Annotated in this window: 14 protein-coding genes, 1 tRNA gene and 1 pseudogene; 8 read left to right on the forward strand and 8 right to left on the reverse strand. The window is 61.4% G+C overall.

What is annotated here, in order from left to right; translation table 11 throughout:
* Positions 1-73: 73 nt before the first annotated feature.
* Together CNQ84_RS11775 and CNQ84_RS11780 are read right to left on the reverse strand one after the other, a co-directional pair.
* Positions 74-1,291, reverse strand: coding sequence for an OprD family porin (locus tag CNQ84_RS11775; RefSeq protein ID WP_096005064.1), 1,218 nt, complete (start codon positions 1,289-1,291; stop codon positions 74-76).
* Positions 1,292-1,799: 508 nt separating this feature from the next.
* On the reverse strand, positions 1,800-2,399 hold the full coding sequence (locus tag CNQ84_RS11780) for an NADPH-dependent FMN reductase (protein WP_096005065.1): 600 nt from the start codon (positions 2,397-2,399) through the stop codon (positions 1,800-1,802).
* A 152-nt stretch (positions 2,400-2,551) separates the two neighbouring features.
* Between CNQ84_RS11780 and CNQ84_RS11785 the strand changes: the two genes are divergently transcribed.
* Positions 2,552-3,871, forward strand: coding sequence for a Na+/H+ antiporter family protein (locus CNQ84_RS11785; RefSeq protein ID WP_096005066.1), 1,320 nt, complete (start codon positions 2,552-2,554; stop codon positions 3,869-3,871).
* A gap of 85 nt (positions 3,872-3,956) precedes the next feature.
* Here the strand turns inward: CNQ84_RS11785 and CNQ84_RS11790 are convergent, their stop codons facing one another.
* The gene (locus CNQ84_RS11790) at positions 3,957-5,591 is read right to left on the reverse strand and encodes a methyl-accepting chemotaxis protein (protein WP_096005067.1); all 1,635 of its coding nucleotides are present in this window, start codon (positions 5,589-5,591) and stop codon (positions 3,957-3,959) included.
* Positions 5,592-5,890: 299 nt separating this feature from the next.
* Here CNQ84_RS11790 and rloA3 point away from each other — a divergent pair, with 299 nt between their 5' ends.
* The gene (gene rloA3, locus CNQ84_RS11795) at positions 5,891-6,502 is read left to right on the forward strand and encodes a retropepsin-like aspartic peptidase RloA3 (RefSeq protein ID WP_202974591.1); all 612 of its coding nucleotides are present in this window, start codon (positions 5,891-5,893) and stop codon (positions 6,500-6,502) included.
* A gap of 56 nt (positions 6,503-6,558) precedes the next feature.
* On the opposite strand, the gene CNQ84_RS11800 is transcribed toward rloA3, so the two are convergent.
* The 3 genes and pseudogenes from CNQ84_RS11800 to CNQ84_RS11810 form a co-directional block, all read right to left on the reverse strand.
* A complete protein-coding gene (locus CNQ84_RS11800; RefSeq protein WP_096005068.1) occupies positions 6,559-7,086 on the reverse strand; it encodes a DUF2058 domain-containing protein in 528 nt (175 codons plus the stop codon).
* Positions 7,087-7,291: 205 nt separating this feature from the next.
* Positions 7,292-7,373 (reverse strand): annotated as a pseudogene (locus tag CNQ84_RS21105) (DUF2897 family protein); the annotation flags it as partial.
* Between the two features lie 87 nt (positions 7,374-7,460).
* A complete protein-coding gene (locus CNQ84_RS11810) occupies positions 7,461-8,093 on the reverse strand; it encodes a TetR/AcrR family transcriptional regulator (protein ID WP_096005070.1) in 633 nt (210 codons plus the stop codon).
* A 101-nt stretch (positions 8,094-8,194) separates the two neighbouring features.
* On the opposite strand from CNQ84_RS11810, the gene CNQ84_RS11815 reads away from it, so the two are divergent.
* The 3 genes from CNQ84_RS11815 to CNQ84_RS11825 all read left to right on the forward strand — a co-directional run bounded on the left by CNQ84_RS11815 (position 8,195) and on the right by CNQ84_RS11825 (position 12,512).
* Positions 8,195-9,283, forward strand: coding sequence for an efflux RND transporter periplasmic adaptor subunit (locus CNQ84_RS11815; protein ID WP_217350093.1), 1,089 nt, complete (start codon positions 8,195-8,197; stop codon positions 9,281-9,283).
* Positions 9,280-12,327 carry an efflux RND transporter permease subunit gene (locus tag CNQ84_RS11820; RefSeq protein WP_096005071.1) on the forward strand — a complete coding sequence of 1,016 codons (3,048 nt, stop codon included), beginning with the start codon at positions 9,280-9,282 and terminating at the stop codon, positions 12,325-12,327. The genes CNQ84_RS11815 and CNQ84_RS11820 overlap by 4 nt, the downstream gene beginning before the upstream one ends.
* Before the next feature lie 108 nt (positions 12,328-12,435).
* Positions 12,436-12,512 (forward strand) — tRNA-Asp (locus tag CNQ84_RS11825).
* A 58-nt stretch (positions 12,513-12,570) separates the two neighbouring features.
* On the opposite strand, the gene CNQ84_RS11830 is transcribed toward CNQ84_RS11825, so the two are convergent.
* A complete protein-coding gene (locus CNQ84_RS11830; protein ID WP_165771282.1) occupies positions 12,571-12,918 on the reverse strand; it encodes a DUF5064 family protein in 348 nt (115 codons plus the stop codon).
* 108 nt (positions 12,919-13,026) lie between these two features.
* Here CNQ84_RS11830 and CNQ84_RS11835 point away from each other — a divergent pair, with 108 nt between their 5' ends.
* Positions 13,027-14,295 (forward strand): nitrate regulatory protein, encoded by a 1,269-nt coding sequence (locus CNQ84_RS11835; RefSeq protein WP_096005073.1) that lies wholly within the window; start codon positions 13,027-13,029, stop codon positions 14,293-14,295.
* A gap of 307 nt (positions 14,296-14,602) precedes the next feature.
* On the opposite strand, the gene CNQ84_RS11840 is transcribed toward CNQ84_RS11835, so the two are convergent.
* Positions 14,603-15,640 (reverse strand): AraC family transcriptional regulator, encoded by a 1,038-nt coding sequence (locus CNQ84_RS11840; RefSeq protein ID WP_096005089.1) that lies wholly within the window; start codon positions 15,638-15,640, stop codon positions 14,603-14,605.
* A 161-nt stretch (positions 15,641-15,801) separates the two neighbouring features.
* On the opposite strand from CNQ84_RS11840, the gene CNQ84_RS11845 reads away from it, so the two are divergent.
* Together CNQ84_RS11845 and CNQ84_RS11850 are read left to right on the forward strand one after the other, a co-directional pair.
* Entirely contained in the window at positions 15,802-17,838 is a 2,037-nt protein-coding gene (locus CNQ84_RS11845; protein WP_096005074.1) for an NADPH-dependent 2,4-dienoyl-CoA reductase, read from the forward strand.
* A gap of 215 nt (positions 17,839-18,053) precedes the next feature.
* Positions 18,054-18,890, forward strand: a complete 837-nt coding sequence (locus CNQ84_RS11850; protein WP_118129672.1) for a hypothetical protein — start codon at positions 18,054-18,056, stop codon at positions 18,888-18,890.
* The last annotated feature ends 9 nt before the right edge of the window (positions 18,891-18,899 follow it).

Genomic DNA, 18,899 nt, shown 5'->3' on the forward strand with positions numbered 1-18,899 from the left:
ACACCGCATCGGGGAGCGGTGTCGACTCAAATCCAGGCTGTCTCTGGGGGGGGCTTGCCTGGATGGAGCGGAGCTATTTCAGGGCAAAGCTGTAGCTGAGGATCAGCCGGTTTTCGTCGATGTCGCGGGTTGCGTCCGAGCGCACCATGGCGTTACGCCAACGCACGGCGAGGTTCTTGAAGGTGCCGCTTTGCACCGTGTAGCTGACGTCGATATCGCGTTCCCATTCGCTGCCTTCGCTGCCGCCAACATCAAAGTTGTCACCACTGACATAACGGGTGAAGGCGCTCAGGCCGGGGATGCCCAGCGAGGCGAAGTTGATGTCGTAGCGTGCTTGCCAGGACTTCTCGTTGGCCCGAGTAAAGTCGAGGATCTGCACATAGTTGACGACGTAGGGGTCGGTCTCGGCCAGGTAGGGGAAGGCGGTATCGCCGTCGCTGTACTGATAACCAAGGCGGAAAGTGTGCGCGCCTGTGGCCGCAGACAGGGTGACCGAGGTCAGCTCGTTGTCGATATCCAGTGGCTGGTTGCCATCGTCGCTGGTGTCGAACCACGCCAGGTTGGCGCCCAGCTTCCAATCGCCTACCGGTTGGTTGTGAATCAAGTTGATCAGATTCTGGCCGTAGACGTCCTGCAGTTCAGCGCGCCATAGACCGACGGTCGTATTCTTGCTGTTGAAGGCGTAGGTGCCGCCCAGGAAGTTGAAGCGATCGGAGGCACCGCCGACGGTGGAGCGGATATCTTCGCGGTTGCTGCTGTTGCGGTAGTTGACCTCGCGCAGTTGCCCGGCCTGAATGTCCAGATTCTCGATCTCGCTGACCGAGAGGCTGGCACCGGTAAAGCTCTGGGGCAGTAGTCGCGAGTCACCGGAAGACACTACGGGCAGCTTGGGCATCAAGCCGCCCACCTTGAGCACGGTGTTGGACATCCGCGCCTTGACCGCAGCGGTTGCCTCGCTGTAGCTGTCTTTGCCTTCGTCGCCGAAACTGTTGGGCAGCAGGCCCGAACCAGCGCGCTGATCGTCCGAATCAAGCTTCAGGCCTAGGCCTGCGTAGACGTCGACACCAAAGCCGATAAAGCCCTCGGTGTAACCGGATTCGGCCTTGAAGATGAAGCCCTGGGCCCATTCTTCGGCTTTGGATTGGGCGCCGGGGTCGCGGAAATCGCGGTTGAAGTAGAAGTTGCGCAGCTGCAGTGAGGCACTGGCATCATCGGCAAAACCGGCGGCCTGGGTGTGTCCGCAGGCAAGCGCTGCCGCGACGGCGAGCGCGAGAGGCGTCACATGCTTCATTGTTATTCTCCTGATGTGATTTGGGTGGCGCGGATAAAATAAAACATGCGGCTCGTTCCTTGGCCTTACGACCATGGTCGAACTGTCATCAAACTGTCTTGTCGCGGTTGCCGGGGAGGGGGCTGCAAAGCCTTGATCTTGAGCTGTGGCGCCGCCTCGTGGCGGCGGCGCCTGACTTTAGTCTAATAGGCTGGGGAGGCGCTCAAGAATGCGTCTGCGGCGTTGCGTCTCTGCCAATAGAAAGACTATTGGCTGCGCGCCGCGCTTTGCAGCTGCACGCTTGAGCTCTGGCAGAGGGCGCGTGGAGTTGATCAGCGCTGCTCTAGGGTCTGTTGCCGTTTCGTTCACCCGCCTGCCGAAAAATGGCCCCGGCCCTGCGGGGTGCGCCTGTAAAGCCGCCACTCCGCGTCGCTCGTCGTTTATTTGGAATGACCAAACTACGCTCCTCTCTCCTTGATTGCCGGCTTTACAGGCAGCAACAGACGGGAGAACGAAACGGCAACAGACCCTAGGACATGCCGTTGGTAAATGCCGGAATGCTCATGTCGATCTGCCCGCGGATACCGCCCAGTGCGCGGCTGTAGTGCAGCAGAATATCCAGGTTGTAGGCCAGCCGGTCACGCAGGCGTTGATCACTCTCGGATTCGGCTTCTGCACCGTTGAGTACATGGTTTACGTCACGCACGATCAGATGTTCAGGGATATAGCATAAGCGGCAGTTCTTGTAGCTCGACGCCCGCAGCTCGCTGATCGGAAAGGCGCCGCCAACACCGGCGGAGACGCTGCCCAGCATTGCCGGCTTGTGGGCCAGTTGCGCTTTGCTGGCATAGAGGAAGAAATTCTTGATGGCCGGGCAGGCCATGCCGTGCCACTCCGGTGCAAGGATGATGACCGCGTCGGCTGCGCTGAGCAGCTGTTCATGCGCGGGCCAGGCATCTGTGTTCTCACCGGGCCACAAGGGGAGTGGTTGCTTGCCAAGGTCAATGACTGACACGGCGTTTGCATCCAGGCCATGCTGGCTGGTCAGTGTCTGCTTGATGAAATGGGCGACCTTGCTGGTTTGGCTATCACTGCGGCTACTGCCGGCGACAATGGCGACATTCTGCATGGGGAGTCCTGTTGGTTGGCTGGAGTCATACTGTACAACGTGTTGGCGGCCTTTGGTCAGCGGCTTTTGACAGGGGCGGGCGAGTGGGGCAGAGTACGCGGCCTTCGGGGCGCCGAATCGGTGCCAACGCCTGTTTGCTGGGAGAGTCCGCGATGAATGCTGTGGTGGCGGCGGTAGCCGTGATGCTGGTTCTGAGTCTGTGCCGGGTGCACGTTGTCGTCGCGCTGATCATCGGCGCGCTGACCGGCGGTTTGCTGGGCGGACTGGGGCTGGAAACCACCCTGAGTACCTTTCAGGCGGGTTTGGGCAAGGGTGCTAATATCGCCTTGAGCTATGCGCTGCTGGGTGCCTTTGCAGTGGCGATTGCCAAGTCCGGGCTGGCCCATGCGCTGGCTGACAAGGGCTTGTCCCTGGTCGACAGCCGACGCGACAGCGGTGGAGGCTTGCTCAAGCTGATGATGCTGCTGGTGTTGCTGGCGGTGGCTATTTCTTCGCAGAACATCCTGCCGATTCACATTGCGTTTATTCCGTTGCTGGTACCGCCGCTGCTGTTTGTCATGGCGCGCCTGCGACTGGATCGCCGAGCGGTTGCCTGTGTGCTGACGTTCGGTCTGATTACGCCCTACATGTTTCTGCCGGTCGGCTTTGGCGGCATCTTCCTGAATGACATCCTGCTCGCTAATGTGGCTGAAAGTGGTGCTCCGATTGAAGGGGTGAACGTCATGCACGCCATGGCGCTGCCCGCGCTGGGCATGCTGGCGGGCCTGCTGGTGGCCGTGTTGGTCAGCTATCGCAAGCCGCGCGATTACGATCAAAGCCTGATCAGCGAGGTGGAGCGCACCGGAACCCGCTATAACAGTCTGTCACTACTGGTGGCGCTGGTTGCAGTGGCAGCCGCCTTCATCATTCAGCTGTGGCTGGACTCGATGATCATGGGCGCACTGGCGGGGTTCGTTATCTTCTCGCTGTCCGGCGTCGTACGCTGGCGAGAAGCAGATGATGTCTTCACCGAAGGCATGAAGATGATGGCCATGATCGGCTTTATCATGATTGCCGCCGCCGGCTTTGCCGAGGTCATGCGTGAGACCGGGGCCATCAAAACGCTGGTCGACAGCTCGGCCGCGATGATTGGTGACAATCGCGCGCTGGCGGCGCTGTTGATGTTGCTGGTCGGCCTGCTGATCACCATGGGCATTGGCTCATCGTTCTCGACCATTCCGATTATTGCCGCGATTTACGTGCCGCTGGCCATGCAGCTGGGCTTTAGTCCGGCTGCCATCGTTGCCCTGGTAGGCACTGCCGCAGCACTGGGTGATGCTGGCTCACCCGCCTCTGACTCGACCCTGGGTCCAACGGCTGGTCTGAATGTGGATGGGCAGCATAATCACATTTGGGATACCGTGGTGCCGACGTTCCTGCATTACAACCTGCCGCTGATTGCCTTTGGCTGGTTGGCGGTGCTGGTGCTTTAAACCCGACGCAGCCAACACGGCTATCAGCTAGCCATAAAAAGCCCCTGAACAGAGCAATCTGTTCAGGGGCTTTTCTCTGTGCTGCTTACACCCGGAAGCGCTTGACCAGTTCATCGATCTGCCGGCCCAGGCTGGCCAGGTGTTGACCTGCCTGGGCGGTTTCACGGGCGCCGTCGGTGGTTTCGCGGGCCAGTTCAGCCGCCTCGGTAACGTTGCGGTTGACGTCTTCGACCACGGTGGACTGCTGCGTGGTGGCGCTGGCGATTGACGCGTTGAGAGCCACCAGTTGCTGCATGGACTGGGCGATCTGCTCCAGCGCTGCGCCTGCTTCGTTCACCTGCTCGACGCTGGCCTGCGAGTGGCGGCTGCTCTCATTGATGACGCTGACCACCGTCTGGGTGTTGGTCTGCAGCTTGCTGATCATGTTGTGGATTTCTTCGGTCGACTGCTGGGTGCGCTGGGCCAGATTGCGTACCTCGTCGGCAACCACTGCAAAACCACGTCCCATCTCACCGGCACGCGCTGCCTCAATGGCGGCGTTCAGCGCCAGCAGGTTGGTCTGCTCGGCGATGTTGCGGATCACATCCAGTACCGAGGTGATCTCCTGCGCATCGCTGGACAGGGTTTCCATGTGTTCGACAGCGGTGCTGACGCTGCTCGAGAGCTGGTTGATTTCGACGATAGTGCGATCAACCTGAGCGCGGCCGTTGTCTGCACCCTGATTGGCCTTTTCAACCTCTTCGGCGGCAGCGTTGGCGTTCTGCGCAACGTCCTGCACGCCGTAGGTGATTTCATTGATGGCGGTGGCCATCAGTTCCATCCGCTCGGACTGGCGACTCATGTCACGCAGGCTGTTATTGCTGATCTCATCGAGCTGATGGCTGGAGCTGATCAGTTGACGTGCGCTGTCGCCGAGCTGCTGAATGATATCCCTCAGGTTGCGGTTGAAGCGATTGAAGTAATACGCAATCTGCGACAGCTCGTCCTTGGCATCGTCATCCAGGCGGCGGGTCAGGTCCGCCTCGCCACTGGCGACATCGCGCATGGCGTTGACGATCTTGTCCAGCGGTTGCGAAATGCTGCGACCGATAATGAACAGCAGCAGGAACATGGCCAGAATAACCACCGCGCTAAGTATGACCGAGCTGATCAGGGCGGCGCGGAACTTGGCCTGCATGGCGTCAACATAGATGCCCGTGCCGATCATGTAATCCCAGGGTTTGAAGTGCTTGAAGGCGGCGATTTTGGCAGAGCCGTCTTCTTCGCCCGGCTTGGGCCAGGAGTATTCGAAGCTGGCGGTGCCTTTGCTGCGTGCGAGCTGGACCATTTCCGAGATGACGTTGACGCCTTCGGTGTTGCGCATGGTGGTCAGGTCAGTGCCAACGGTTTGCGGGGCCAGCGGGTGCATGATCATGATGTTGTTCATGTCATTGACCCAGTAGTACTCGTTGCCGCTGTAGCGAACTGCGGCCAGGGCGGCGAGCGCCTGCTGTCGAGCCTGCTCGCCGGTCAGCTCACCGTTCAGTTCTTTCTGGTGATAGAAGGCCATGAGGTCGTGGGCCACCTCGACCAGATGGGTCGCCTTGGTGATTTCCGCTTGGCGGATTTCCTTGTGCAGGTGGGAGAGAGAGAGCCCTTCGGCAGTGAGGGTACTGACCAGTGCAATAATCAGGATCAGCCAGATCCGCTGGCTGATACGAATGTTGCGCAACAGCTTCATTTACAACCTCCACCCGCTGAGTGAAATATTTCTTGTTATGCCTGCAGCCGCGCTGGCAAGGTCCTTCGAGCGCGTTACAGTGTTATCAGGGTGTCGGCTGAATACGTCAAAACCTGAGCGGTAATTTTCCGTCACCTGTGATGGCGATTTGACTCCAAGCGGGCAGGGGTTGCAACCCACAATGCATTTCTGTGATCTTTTCTTATAAAACACAGCGCGTATTGCCAGCAGCGCTGGTATAAACGCGCCGGGCCATCAGGCGATGGCCTATTCGCTGATTTTGTTGATAAGGGTTTCTCATGCGGTCAATGTTCAAGGTGGTTGGTCTGTGCGCAGGTCTGCTGTGCACGCTTACGGCAGGCTCAATGGCGCAGGCCGATGAACCGCGGGTGGTTGGCTGGATTGAAAAGGGTTTGATCCTGCCGGAGTACACGGCAGTGAAGATCAAGGTCGACTCCGGCGCGCTGACGTCCTCCATGCATGCAGTCAACATGGAAGAGTACAGCCACCGCGGCAATGACTGGGTGCGTTACGACGTGCCTGTTGAGGACGTGGATACCGGGGAACAGGTGACCCTGCACTTTGAGCGCCCGGTATTTCGTCGCATTCTGGTGCGTGGGGCGGGTGGCTCCGAGCGTCGTCCGGTGGTAAAAATGTCCATTTGCCTGGGCGACCAGGTGTACGAGGAGCAGTTTTCTCTGCGTGATCGCGGTGAGATGAATTACCCGGTACTGATTGGCCGACGCACCATCGCGCATATCGGGCTGATCGATGTCTCCGAGACCTTCATGCACAAGCCCAACTGCTCGCAGGAGCAGATGGATGAAGAGCGTCGCCGTCAGCAGCAGCGCGAGCAAGAGGGTGCTGACAACGAGACAGACCCGAGCGGCGAGACGGATTCCCAAGCCTGATAGCAAAGAGGGGCTGCCCAGTCAGGCAGCCCCTCTTTTCATCTGACTTCGCTCGCTTACCACATCAGGTCATCGGGAATCTGATAGGCGGCGTAGGGATCATCCTCATCCACTGCCTGCTTGCTGACCTCGGCCACATGTACCGGCCAGTGCGGCGCGCGTTCGCGGACCTTCTCCGCCACCTCTACCGGAATCAGCACAAAGCCGCCCGACAGACGGGTGATGGCCAGACGGCCACGGCTGAGCAGGCCGAACTGCTCTTCGGTCACGTGGATCTTCTTGATCTTGTTCTTGGCGACGAACTGGTACGGCGTTTCACCACCGGTCCGTTCGACCACCGCCTGTTCGATCATCTGTTTGGCCTGAGCTTCGGCGGCCTTGCGTGCCGATTCGGCCTCGCGCTGCTGATTCAGCTCACGGTCGCGGGCGGCTTTCTGCTCGCGGGCCTGTTGTGCGGTATTGGGCGCGTTCTCGCCGGCCGGCTGAGCCTTGGCCTGCTTTTTCTTGGCGCGCTGCGCCTGCTTGAGTTTCTTCTCGTCGACCAGTCCGGCCTTGAGCAGTTGGGCTTGCAGTGAGTTGACCATGAGTTGCCACAATCATCTTGATGAGGCGCGCGGTAACGCGCCAGGTTGACAGCATGCCAGCGGGCTGGCGTTCAAAGGCGCCTAGTCTAGCAGGCCGAGGCTCTCAGCGCTGTCTAACGTGCGTCGTTCTCGGACTCTTCGCGTTTCAGCTGTGCCTCGCGGGCTTTGACCTTGGCAATGGTCTCCGGGCTGACCCGGTTGCTGCCGGCGTTGTCGCGCAGCAGTAACAGGCTGCCAACGATGCTGCCGAGCGCCAGGGCCATGAACAGCCAGCCGTACCAGGGCATGGTGTCACTCCTTGTTGAGCATGAGACCTCATCATGCGTGCCCCCCGCAGCGATGGCAAGCGCGCACAGATGGCTGGTGGCTCGTGCTCAGGCACGCAGTGATTGGTTGAACATCATGATGGTGTACTCGAATAATGCCGCTGGATCGGGCTGACCGGCGACGCAGACGCCTTGCTCACGTGTTTGCAGAATGATGCCGTGCAGCGCGCCGCGCAGGTAGTAGGCCGTGACCATGGGGTCGGTGATGCGCTCGCGGCTGAGGCTGCCGTCGGCCACACCGGCTGCCAATGAGTCGACCATGCAACCCATGGTCAGGGCGCTGCAGATATCCATGTCCTCTGTCAGCTCATCCGATTCCATCAGGTGCGCAAAGGTGCTGGCGTTGGTCAGTACGTCGAAGTAATCGGGCTGCTCCAGACTGAAGCGGTAGTAGCTCTGCCCCATCCGTTCCAGCTGCTGCAGGCCGCTGCCGCCGGCCTCTCTGGCGGCGCGAAATTCATTCAGCAGCGCGTACCCGGCGCGCAGCATGACACCGCGCATGATGGCGGCCTTGTCTTTGAAATAGACGTACAGCAAGGCGCGGCTCAGCTGAGCGCCCTTGGCAATGTCGTCCATGGAGGTGCGGTCATAGCCCTTGCCGAAGAAGCTTTGCTCGGCACTGTTCAGGATGCTCTCGCGGCGCTCCTGCTTTTCTTTCTCTCGGCGTTCTGCGGAACTCATCGGGTCTCCCGTTAATGGCGCATGAAAAACATTCTGCCATTTATTGACAAAGTGTCAATGTCTGACAAAGTGTTAATAAGGCGATTCACTTCAGGAGCAGGATGATGGTCAGCGCAGCGATTTGGCAAGGTTTACCGGCGTGGTGCAGGGCAGGGGCGCTGGCGGTTGCGGTGTTGGGGCTGGTGGGGTGTCGTTCCAGCGCGTCTGAGAGCGGCGCCGCGACGCAGGCGGTGCCGGTGCGGGTTGCCGCGGTGACCAGCGATGTGCGAGCACAGGCGCTGCGTTTTGCCGGGGTCGCCCGTGCGCGTCAGCGTGCCAGCCTGACCTTTCAGGTCGGCGGTACGCTGGCCACGCGGCCGCTGGAAATTGGTCAGCAGGTCGTCGCTGGCCAGGTGCTTGCGACGCTCTATAACCCGCAGCTGGAGCCCGCCCGGGATGCCGCCCGCGCGCGCCTGGCAGAGTTGCAGGCACAGAGCGCGCAGGCGCGGCGGGATGTGCAGCGCACCGAGCAACTGTTTGAGCGCGGGGTGCTGTCGCAGGCGGATCAGGAGCAGCAGCGCGCGCGGCTGCAGGCGCTGGAGGCCGGCGTACGCAATGCCCGGGCAGCGCTGCAGCAACGTGAGCAGATGAACAGTGAAACACGCTTGCGCGCCCCCTTTGACGGCAGCATCGATGCGCTGCTGGTCGAGCCGGGGGAGTTTGTCGCCGCAGGTCAGCCGGTACTGCAGTTAGCCGCCGGTAGCGGCCTCGAAGTGGAAGTGCTGGTGCCGGCGAGTCTGTTGCAGGGCTTGGAAGTGGACGCGACGCTGCCGGTCTGGTCCAGCCTGGATGGTCAGCAGTGGCAAGGTCGCGTCGCTGAGGTGGGGCGTGGCTCAGGCTTTGGATCGAGCCTCTATCCGTTGGTCGTCAGCTTGCCCGGGGGGCGCGCTGGGGATGCGGTCGAAGTCGGGTTGCAGCCAGCGGGCGCGCAACGCTTGAGTGTGCCGCTTGCGGCCGTGATGCGCTCGGCTCAGGGGTTGTCGGTCTTTCGGGTGGTGGATACACGGGCCGAGCGGGTGGCGGTGACTGTTGCCGGCTTTGCCGGCGAGCAGGCGCAGCTCTCAGGTGACGCGTTGGCGGTGGGAGACCAAGTGGTGTACGCGGGCCTCAGCCGATTGGCGGATGGCGATGCTGTGGAGCTGCTGCGATGAACGTCGCGCAGTTGCTGCGCCCACGTCTGCTCGGGCTGGTCGTGGTCATGTTGTCCTTACTGGGCGTTGCCGCCTACCTGACCATGGCGCGTCAGGAGGATCCGAGCTTTCCCTATCGCGCGGGCATGATCACCGTCATCTATCCGGGCGCGGTGGCAGAGTCGGTCGAACGCCTGATTCTGGAGCCCCTGTCTGATGAGCTGTCGCAGGTCGAGGAGGTCGACTTCATCAGTGCCACCGCCCGTACCGGCGTGGCACTGGTGCCGGTACGCTTGCACGACTCCATCTACGATACTGATGCCGCCTGGGACCGAGTCAGGCAGGCGATGACGCGCGCCGAGCTGTCGTTTCCTGACGGCGTGCAGAGTATGGAGCTGGATGATCGTCTGATCGATATTCCAGCGGTGGTGCTGGCGGTGCGGGGCGACCCCTCCCTGGTTCGCCTGAGCGACGAGGCCGAGCGCCTGAAGCGTCAGCTGATGGACTTGCCGGGACTCTCGCGCGTCGAGCTTTATGGCGATACGGACGAGCAGATTACCATCGCGCTACGCGATGCCCAGATGAGCCGCCTGGGCTTGGCTCCCCAGCAGCTGGCCGGGCTGCTGGCGCAGCGCAACCAGGTCATTCCCGGTGGGTTTGTGGTGGTGGGCAGTCAGCGCCTTGGCGTACTGCCCAACAGCGAATTCACTAGTCTGGATGCCCTGCGTACCACCCAGGTTACGCTGCCTCAAGGCGGTAGCGTGCCGCTGGCGTCGATCGCGGATATCTGGCGCGGACCGGTTGAGCCGATGGGCGAGCGCGCCTGGTACGACGGCGACCCGAGCGTGCTGATCGGGCTGGTACTGGAGCGAGGTCAGGTGGATGCCATTCGCTTTGGCGAGCAACTGCGGGCGCGGCTCGCTACATTGGCGCCGGACTTTGCTCCGTTGCAGATTGACGAAATGTTCTTTCAGCCCGACCAGGTCAAAGAGCGTCTGGATGGGCTGGAGGCAAACCTGATCAGCAGTGTGTTGATCATCATTGCCGTTGTATTGGTGGGTATGGGCTGGCGCATGGGTGTGCTGGTTGCGCTCATGTTGCCGCTGGTGGCGCTGATCAGTCTGGGGCTCTACGACCTGGGCGGCGGCATCCTGCACCAGATTGCGGTGATCGGTATGGTCATTTCCCTGGGCATTCTGATCGATAACGCGATTGTCATGGTGGAGAACATCCAGGATCGGCTCAACAGTGGTGCGGGGCGCCAGCAGGCCGTGTTGGGAGCAATACGCGAGCTGGCGGCGCCGTTGGGCGCTTCGACCGCGACGACGCTGGCGGCCTTCACGCCAATGCTGCTGTCCAAGGGCGGCACCGCCGACTTCACTCGCGGCATTCCCATCATGATCATGCTTACTCTGAGTGTCAGTTACCTGCTGGCGATCAGTGTTGCGCCGCTGCTGGCCGGGCGTTTTTTGCGCCCGGCGCCTGAGCGTACAGCGCCCCGTCTGGAGGGCTTTGCCGCCTCGCTGGCGCGCCTCAGCGAGGCGGCGCCCAAGCGCATGTTGCTGCTGGGCATGGGGGTGGTGGCGCTGAGCCTGGCATTGGCGCCCCTGGTCAAGCTGCAGTTCTTCCCCAACGCCGACCGGGCGCAGGTAGTGATCGACCTGTTCATGCCCGAAGGCACTGATCAGCTGCGCACCACTGAGGTGGCGGCGGCGTTGGAGGGTGAGCTGAGCGCACACTCGGGTGTGCAGCAGGTACACCGCTTTGTTGGGGCTACCGGCCCGAGTTTCTACTACAACCTGAATCGCTCCCCGCAGGCCCCCAATCGTGCCCGGCTGGTCGTCAACACCGATACGCTGGCCAGCACCGGCCCGCTGATTCACTGGGTACGCGAGCATGTGGCAGCGCAGTGGCCGGAGCTGGACGTGGTGGCCAGTACGCTGGGGCAGGGGCCGCCGCGCGAGGCGCCGATCGAGTTGCGGTTGTATCACCTGGACGATCGCCAGCGCATTGCCAGTGCCGAGCAGCTGTTTGCTTTGCTGAAACAGGTCTCTGGAGCGGTAGACGTGCGGCATGACATTGACCTGGGCGTACCCACGGTCCGGGTAGAGGTAGACGATGCGCAGGCGCAGCGCTTTGGCCTGACCCGGGCCGATGTCGCCCAGGCACTCTACCGTCAGAGCCTGGGTAGTACCTTTGAACAGTATCGCCAGGAGCTGGACCCGATCCCGATGCTGCTGCGCACCCACGAGGGCAGCCGCCAGTCGCTGAATCGGCTGCTCTCGGCCAGCGTGTTCAATGCGTCTGGACAGGCGATTCCGCTGAGCGCTGTCGCGCGTATTGTGCCGGACTGGCAGCCCGCCAGTATCACCCAGCGAGATGGGGTGCGCGTGCTTACCGTCAGCGCAGGACTGGAGGAGGGTTACAGCTTCAGCCAGGTGCTGCGTGAACTGCAGGTACGGCTGGTGCAGAGGCCGCTGCCGCCGGGTACGCGTTTGGAGGTTGGCGGTGACAGTGAAGGCTCCGGCGACGCCAACCGAGCGCTGTTTACTACGGCGCCCATCGGCATCCTGTTGTTGCTGTTCTTTCTGCTGCTGCAGTTCAACTCCTTCAGTCGGCTGGGGATTGTCCTGCTGACGGTGCCGCTGGCCAGCGCAGGCGTACTGCCGGGGCTGGTACTGTCGGGGGCCCCATTCGGCTTTCAATCCTTGCTTGGGGTGATTGCCCTGGTGGGTATTGTGGTCAACAACGCCATTGTGCTGATTGACGTGGTGGATCAGCGTCTGGCCAGCGGACTGGATATTGATGCAGCGGTCTCCGAGGCGGTGTTGCGGCGTACCCGGCCGATTCTGCTGACCACGGCGACCACTATTGCCGGATTGCTGCCCCTGGCGCTGTCCAGTTCAACCCTCTGGCCGCCGATGGCCTGGGCAATCATCTCCGGTTTGCTGGCTTCAACTGTGCTGACGTTGCTGGTGGTGCCGGCGGTCTGTCGTCTGGCGCTGCGACCGCGGCAGCAGGCCACAGGGAAGGTGACACAGGTGCCTGCAGATATTTTTAAATAATCGAACGCAAGTGCTTGACTCCGTTGGCGGAATCGATAAAATGCGCGCCAGTTCAGACGGACAGGGCGCCAGCCCAACCCCTTCGACAGGGTGTTCTCTGATCTATGCGCAGCGGTAGTTCAGTTGGTTAGAATACCGGCCTGTCACGCCGGGGGTCGCGGGTTCGAGTCCCGTCCGCTGCGCCATTTTGCAAAAGCCCTGATTCGCAAGAATCAGGGCTTTTTTGCTTTTGTCAGCTGTGTTTCAACCAAGATGCGCCGGGTCGATCGCCTCGCCGTTCCAGGCATTGAGCCGTTCACGAATATCCTCAAACATCGCGTCGTACTCGTGGTGCGCTGACAACGACATGAACTCCCTGGTCAGCACGCCGTGACGCCGCAGTATGTGATCAATGTTGCTGGCAAAGTTGAACGCGGTATCGCGCGGCAGGCTGAAGGTCTCGCGCACCACCTGCTGATTGATCTCACCCTCAACGACGAATTCGACCGCACTGCGCTGGCTGTCGATGCTGTAGTGAATGTCCAGACTGTAGCCTGTGTCCTCTGGCAGTAACTGAAGACGACTGATATGCAGATGGCCGGGTTCAAACATGAGAGTTCCTCCTTGTCTACAGAGATTAGTTCGGATGCCGCGCGGGTGAAAGTCGCGCTCTGGCATGCCTCTTGCTGAATGTCTGTCAGCATTGGCAGGAGGCGAGATATGACATCAGCGTTGGATTTTATGTTAGCGGCACGGCGCAGCGAAATGCAGGGGCTGCAGGCGTTGTCACTGACGTGTGCGCTGGTGGTGCAGGTAAGTCGGTTGGTGCATGCACTGCAGCGAGAGCGCGGGTATTCCAACTTTTGTCTCGGAGGGCAGGCGGCGAGCCATGCGCAGATGCTGGATGCGCTGAGCCAGCAGGCGCAGGAGCAGGAGCGGGTGGTGCGTACGGCGCTGGGCGAGATGGACCTGGAGCGCGGCAGCAGTGCTGACAAGGCGCAGCTTTACACGCGCATTGCCTATGCGCTGCATGTCCTTGATGGGTTGCCTGCGTTGCGCCAGCGGGTACGGGAGGCCTCGGTGTCGGCTGCCGAGGCGACGCGGCACTTTTCGCGGCTGGTTGCAGCACTGCTGGCGGTGGTATTTGAGGCCGCGGATACGGCGGTCGACCCACGCGTTACCCGGGCGCTGGTGGCGCTGTTCAACTTTATGCAGGGTAAGGAGCTGGCGGGGCAGGAACGGGCGACCGGGGTGGCGGGTTTCATGGCGGGCTACTTTGATGCCGCGCTGCAGGACCGCTTGCGCTTTCTCCAGGATGGCCAGCAGCGCTGCTTTGAAAGCTTTATCGAGGCTGCCGATGACGCGTCGCGCGCTGACTGGGACCAGTTGTGCACGGCTGAGCTGGTTGAGCAGATCGAGCGGCTGCGCCAGATGGCGATGCGCACCACCTCAGACCAGCGGGTGCAAGGCGAGCTGGGTGATGTGTGGTTCGACCTGACCAGCGCCCGCATGGATACCATGAAGCAGATCGAAGACCAGTTGGCTGACAGTCTGCAGCAGCTGTGTGCACAGCAGACCCGTAAAGCCAAGGCGGACCTGGATAACCAGCGTCGGTTGCTGCGCCAGCTTGATCAGCTTGATCGGGACGCAGGGCAGGGCGCGCCACGGCTGTACAACGTTCAGGCCACCGATTTGCAGGCGCTGCCTGGTGAGGCGCCGGGCGGCCAGGTCAATCGCTCGCTGCTGGACGCCTTGCACGAGCAGACCCAGCGCTTGCAGCAGCTGCAGGATGAGCTGGAGCAGGCCCGTGAGACGCTGAACGAGCGCAAGCTGGTTGAGCGTGCCAAGGGGCTGCTGATGAGCCAGCATGGTTTGAACGAAGAACAAGCCTATCGCACGTTGCAGAATGCAGCGATGGAACGCGGGCAGCGACTGGCGGACGTGGCGCGGACGCTGCTCAACCACAGCGATCAGCGTAAGCCGTTGTAAGGCCGGCTTGCTTTGTAATGGTGCGAGTGGTGCTCCGGGTTGGTGCGCAATGCGCCCTGGCGGAGCGCTCAGGCTGACTCAGGTCAAGACGGCGGGGAACTAGTGCGGTCATTATTCATCTGAATGTCATGCTGGCGCGTTAGCGTCGGCTTGAACCCAAAAAAAATGACAGGAGTGTCGTATGAACGATTACGTAGAAGAGCTGATTGAACTGCAATCCCAGCAATGGGACGATGATGTTGAAGACGCCGAAGAGATGTAAAACCTCTTCGCGCGTTTTATCCACTATCTGCTTTATCCCTCTGTTTTAACTCTGTATTTCCTTCTCTATTCTGTTCGCCTCCAGCAGCTCTTTGCGGTAGCTGCCAGGCGGTGATCCAGTCCAGCGCTTGAAAGCCCTCTGTAACGCCTCGGGTGACGAAAATCCCAGCAGGTAAGCCACCTCGCCCAATGCCAATTCGGTGTCACGTATATAGCTGATTGCCAGATCGCGGCGCATCTCGTCGAGGATCTGCTGGTAGGTAGTATGCGCTTCGTGCTGCAGGCGTCGGCGCAGCGTCCAGGCGGTCATCCCCAAGTGATCGGCTACCGCTGGTAGTGTGGGCGGCTGGCCGTCGAGCCGCGGCGCAACCAGGCTTTCCACGCGCTCGCGCAGACCTCGGTGTCGTGTCAGCTCGCGCAGCTGCTGGCTGCACAGCTCGCGCAGGTGTGCGTAGGTGCCGGCAGCACTTTGCGTCAGTGGCAGCGCCAGGCTGCGAGGCTCCCACACCAGCTGGTTGTGCTGTTGCTCAAAGTGGACCGGGCAGCCAAACATCTCCTCGTAGCGCGCGGCGTAGGGCGGAGCGGGAAACTCGATATGCACCTCGCGCAGGCGCGCCTGGCCGTTTGTCAGGATGCGTCCGGCATGGGCGCGTGCCGATAGCGCCGAGTCCACCACAAAGAGGTTGAACATGTTGTACGGGCTGATCGAGTAAAAGCGCAGCGCCGGTGGCTCAAAGCTGGAGTGACCACGGTAGTTCTGGCTGCCAAGCAGTTCGAATTCCACCAGTGTGGCGAAGGCTTCTTCCAGCGTCGGAGCGCATTGGGCGGTCATGCCCGCCAGCCCGAGGTGGCTGAGTTGGCTGCAGCCGCCCATGGTCAGGCCGATGGCCGGGTTGCGGGTGTAGCGGATAGCGGCGTTCCCCAGGCGCATGAAGCGCGCGATGCTGATGCGTGCGTGGGGCTGGGCCAGCAGGGCGTCGTCAATACGAAAGCGCGCCAGCAAGGGCCTCGGGTCCAGCCCGGAGCGCTGTATCGCTTCGCGCAGGGCCAGCAGGTAGCCAACAGAGATATCACCCAGTTTCATGCTGTGGTCCGCCACTGTGTCGGCTGCAGTGTAATTTATCGTTATTAAAGTGTCACTTCAGGTTATTGAGTGGCGTCGCGAGCGGGCCTATTGTTTTGCTCACAAACAGGCGCCGGGCATGTATCCGAGCGCCGAACCTGATGATGACGCCGGAGTAACCGATGAGCGAACAAACCCTGTACCCGCACCTGCTGGCCCCGCTGGATCTGGGCTTCACTACCTTGCGCAACCGGACCCTGATGGGGTCAATGCATACCGGTCTGGAAGAACGCCCGAACGGTTTCAACCGCCAGGCGGCCTATTTTGCCGAACGGGCGCGCGGCGGCGCGGGGTTGATCGTGACGGGCGGTATCGGTCCGAACGAGGAAGGGTGTGTGGCACAGGGCGCGGCCAAGATGACCACGCCGAAAGAGGCGGCCCAGCACAAGGTGATTACCGACGCGGTGCACGCCGAAGGCGGCAAGATCTGCATGCAGATTCTGCACGCTGGCCGTTATGCCTACAGCCCCAAACAGGTCTCCGCCAGCGCAGTGCAGGCGCCGATCAACCCGTTCACGCCCAAGGAGCTGGACGAGGAAGGTATCGAGAAGCAGATTGCCGACTTTGCCCGTTGTGCCACGCTGGCCAAGGAGGCGGGGTACGACGGCGTTGAAGTCATGGGCTCGGAAGGCTACTTCATCAACCAGTTCCTGGTTGCCCATGTGAACAAGCGTACTGACCGTTGGGGCGGCAGCTACGAAAACCGCATGCGCCTGCCAGTCGAGATTGTGCGCCGGGTCCGTGAAGCGGTTGGCCCGGAGTTCATCATCATTTATCGCTTGTCGATGCTGGACCTGGTCGAGGGCGGCAGCACCTGGGATGAAATCGTCATGCTCGCCAAGGCGATTGAGAAGGCCGGTGCGACCATCATCAACACCGGTATCGGCTGGCATGAGGCGCGGATTCCGACCATCGCCACCAAGGTGCCGCGTGGTGCCTTTGCCAAGGTCACCGCCAAGCTCAAGGGCGAGGTGTCCATCCCGCTGGTCACCACCAACCGCATCAACACGCCGGAGCTGGCTGACCAGCTGCTGGCCGACGGCGCCGCGGACATGATCTCCATGGCGCGTCCGTTCCTCGCTGATCCCGAGTTCGTCAACAAGGCGGCCGCCGGCCGCGCCGATGAGATCAACACCTGCATCGGTTGTAACCAGGCCTGCCTGGATCACACCTTTGGTGGCAAGTTGACCAGCTGCCTGGTGAACCCGCGCGCCTGTTACGAGACCGAACTGAACTTCATTCCGACTACCCAGGTGAAGAACATTGCCGTGGTGGGAGCTGGTCCGGCGGGTCTGGCGGCTGCGACCGTTGCTGCCGAGCGCGGCCACAACGTTACCCTGTTTGATGCTGCCGACAAGATTGGTGGTCAGTTCAATATCGCCAAGCTGGTGCCCGGCAAGGAAGAGTTTTACGAGACCCTGCGCTACTTCGCCAAGCGGATCGAGAAGACCGGGGTCAAGCTGGAGCTCAACCGCCGTGTTGATGTGAGTGATCTGACCGAGTTCGACGAGGTGATTCTGGCGACCGGGATCGTGCCGCGCACACCGGATATCCCGGGTATCGACAACCCCAAGGTGATTGGCTACCTGGACGCTATTGAGCAGCGCAAGCCGGTAGGTCAGAAGGTGGCGGTCATCGGTGCTGGCGGTATCGGCTTTGATGTGTCCGAAATGATCACCCATCAGGGCACCAGTCCGAGCCAGGACATTGACCTGTTCTGGAAGGAGTGGGGGATCGACCCGAATCTCGAAGCCCGCGGCGGGATCGCCGGCGTCCAGCCGCAGCCGCATCCGCCGGCGCGTGAGGTTTATCTACTGCAGCGCAAGACCAGCAAGGTCGGTAACGGCCTGGGCAAGACCACTGGCTGGATTCACCGCGCAGGCCTTAAGAGCAAGCAGGTACAGATGCTCAACTCGGTCAACTACCTGAAGGTGGACGACGAGGGGCTGCATATCAGCATTGGCGAGAATGGCGAGCCAAAAGTGCTGCCGGTTGATACCATCATTTTGTGTGCAGGTCAGGAACCGTTGCGTGAACTGCAGGCCGGTCTGGTGGCCGCAGGCAAGAACGTGCACCTGATTGGCGGTGCCGATGTGGCGGCTGAACTGGATGCCAAGCGCGCCATCGATCAGGGCTCGCGCCTGGCGGCAGCCATCTGAGGCGCTGGCCGCCGGTGCCTTGCAATGGGGTGCCGGCGGCCCAAAAAGTGCGACGGATTCGGCTTTTTCAGCTTCAACTCCACGGCGCCTGCGGGCCCCTTGCCAAGTCGGTCACACACGACATGGAACCTTTTGCCTACACTGTGTGACTGATGAGGGATCAGGGACAGCCAAGTCCCGCGTAGGGACAAGCCGCTGCAGGGCGAGGAGATTGAATGATGAGCACGGCAGCCAAGCCGTTACTGACCGAAGCGGTCATGTTCTTTTCCGAACGTGGGATCAGCAAGGAAATGCTGTTCCCCGAGTTCGAGGCATTGCTGGATGGTCTGGTTGCCTCCCCCGAATTTGCTGACGAAACCGTGGAAGCGGTGTTTTTGCAGATCAACGCCCGCCTGCAGGTGCGTGCCGCGGTGTTTTTTACCCTGGATTTTGACCTCGACGGCTACGTCAACCGCCTGTGGAACATGCCGCTGCGGCAGATCGCCGAGCGCGCCGAGCGCGGGCCGGACATGGGCGGCGGCCCCATTCGACTGGTGTGCCTGGGTTACAACAAGCAACCGCAGTACCGGCCCATGCTGTGGAAGCCGGGACAGCGAGCCGGCACTAACGATCTGGCGCTGGTCAAGGATGCCGTAGCACGTAACTCTCTGGGCATTCTTGGTGAAGACGAGGAAACCCTGGGTGTGATTTCGCCCGAGCGTCTGAATATCGCTGCCGAGGATGCCTGGTATGGCGGTGGCAATATCGTCGGCGGCGTCGCGGCGGAAGCGGCGGTCGCTGAAGAAGCTCAGGCCCAGCAGGAAAAGCACGACCGCGAGGTGCGCGAGTATCGGCAACAGATCGAGCTGCTGAATAACCGCTTGCGCGCGCTGACGCTGGAGAAGGAGCAGGCGCTGGTGGAACTGCGCGGTACCCATGCCGAACACCTGGAAATCGTGCAGGGGGAACTGCTGGATATCAAGCAGGAGCTGGCCCAGCAGCAGAAGGTCAACGCCCACCTCAAGCGCGAACTGAGCAAGGCGCAAAGTCGGTCATCGACCGACATCGACTGACCCGGCTGC

The organism is Pseudomonas abyssi (genome assembly GCF_002307495.1).
Taxonomy (GTDB): Bacteria; Pseudomonadota; Gammaproteobacteria; order Pseudomonadales; family Pseudomonadaceae; genus Halopseudomonas; species Halopseudomonas abyssi.

What these genes read in the sequence shown, in the direction of transcription:
- CNQ84_RS11775 (WP_096005064.1), bottom strand. Translation starts at nt 1,291, where the DNA reads ATGAAGCATGTGACGCCTCTCGCGCTCGCCGTCGCGGCAGCGCTTGCC.
- CNQ84_RS11780 (WP_096005065.1), bottom strand. Translation starts at nt 2,399, where the DNA reads ATGCAGAATGTCGCCATTGTCGCCGGCAGTAGCCGCAGTGATAGCCAA.
- CNQ84_RS11785 (WP_096005066.1), top strand. Translation starts at nt 2,552, where the DNA reads ATGAATGCTGTGGTGGCGGCGGTAGCCGTGATGCTGGTTCTGAGTCTG.
- CNQ84_RS11790 (WP_096005067.1), bottom strand. Translation starts at nt 5,591, where the DNA reads ATGAAGCTGTTGCGCAACATTCGTATCAGCCAGCGGATCTGGCTGATC.
- rloA3 (WP_202974591.1), top strand. Translation starts at nt 5,891, where the DNA reads ATGCGGTCAATGTTCAAGGTGGTTGGTCTGTGCGCAGGTCTGCTGTGC.
- CNQ84_RS11800 (WP_096005068.1), bottom strand. Translation starts at nt 7,086, where the DNA reads ATGGTCAACTCACTGCAAGCCCAACTGCTCAAGGCCGGACTGGTCGAC.
- CNQ84_RS11810 (WP_096005070.1), bottom strand. Translation starts at nt 8,093, where the DNA reads ATGAGTTCCGCAGAACGCCGAGAGAAAGAAAAGCAGGAGCGCCGCGAG.
- CNQ84_RS11815 (WP_217350093.1), top strand. Translation starts at nt 8,195, where the DNA reads ATGATGGTCAGCGCAGCGATTTGGCAAGGTTTACCGGCGTGGTGCAGG.
- CNQ84_RS11820 (WP_096005071.1), top strand. Translation starts at nt 9,280, where the DNA reads ATGAACGTCGCGCAGTTGCTGCGCCCACGTCTGCTCGGGCTGGTCGTG.
- CNQ84_RS11830 (WP_165771282.1), bottom strand. Translation starts at nt 12,918, where the DNA reads ATGTTTGAACCCGGCCATCTGCATATCAGTCGTCTTCAGTTACTGCCA.
- CNQ84_RS11835 (WP_096005073.1), top strand. Translation starts at nt 13,027, where the DNA reads ATGACATCAGCGTTGGATTTTATGTTAGCGGCACGGCGCAGCGAAATG.
- CNQ84_RS11840 (WP_096005089.1), bottom strand. Translation starts at nt 15,640, where the DNA reads ATGAAACTGGGTGATATCTCTGTTGGCTACCTGCTGGCCCTGCGCGAA.
- CNQ84_RS11845 (WP_096005074.1), top strand. Translation starts at nt 15,802, where the DNA reads ATGAGCGAACAAACCCTGTACCCGCACCTGCTGGCCCCGCTGGATCTG.
- CNQ84_RS11850 (WP_118129672.1), top strand. Translation starts at nt 18,054, where the DNA reads ATGATGAGCACGGCAGCCAAGCCGTTACTGACCGAAGCGGTCATGTTC.